The organism is Tenacibaculum soleae, from assembly GCF_001693415.1.
Taxonomy (GTDB): Bacteria; Bacteroidota; Bacteroidia; order Flavobacteriales; family Flavobacteriaceae; genus Polaribacter; species Polaribacter soleae.
Map to the genome: position 1 here is coordinate 1 of NZ_MAKX01000032.1, position 742 is coordinate 742.

1 pseudogene is annotated in these 742 nt (G+C 27.0%); it reads right to left on the reverse strand.

Features of this window, described 5'->3' with window-relative positions:
* Nucleotides 1–32: 32 nt before the first annotated feature.
* Nucleotides 33–251, reverse strand: a pseudogene (locus BA195_RS12485) (Bcr/CflA family drug resistance efflux transporter); the annotation flags it as partial.
* Nucleotides 252–742: the final 491 nt, after the last annotated feature.

A 742-nucleotide genomic window follows, 5' to 3' on the forward strand; every position in this document is an offset into this window, starting at 1 on the left:
TATCAGAAATTGGACCTGAAATTAATTGACCTATCAGAAATTGGACCTGAAATTAATTGACCAAAACCCAAGCCTAAAAATATCATAGTAATTAATAATTGACTATCTGTTGAGTCTTGTTGAATGTTAATACTATTTCCTATTTGCTTTATAGCTGGTAATAAAGCGTCAATTGACAATGCGACTAATGACATTAATGATGCCATTAAAGCTATGAATTCTAATTTAGATTGTTTTTCTTTTTTTTGCATCATACAAATGTACTTTCTTTTTATAGTTTATTTAGATAGTATTTAAAAAACATCTATTTAACATAATATTAATTATAGTACAAATATGTTATTATGAGTAAAACGGCGAATAGAACTTTTTCGGTTCTATTTTACATAGATGCAGATATAGCGCCTTTAGGTCTATATCGTCAGCATTTATGTAACAGCCGTTTTACGACCTAGTTTTCATTAATATTCGTAAGCTATAATTAATATTATGTAAAATATCCCAGAATGTTCTCGTTCTACAATTATCTGTATTACTGGGGTCATTATAATTGGTGTTTTAGGTATTCGTGAGAATTTCATATTCTGTATAATGATTCAACATTTTCAAAATAAACGATTCTCAATAAACATTCGAACTATACATTTGTATCTATAATTAGACATTATGTCAAATTGCCTCTTGCCAAAATCGCTCATATTGTGTTTAAAATTTAAAGCTGAAAAAAACTTTAAATTTTAAA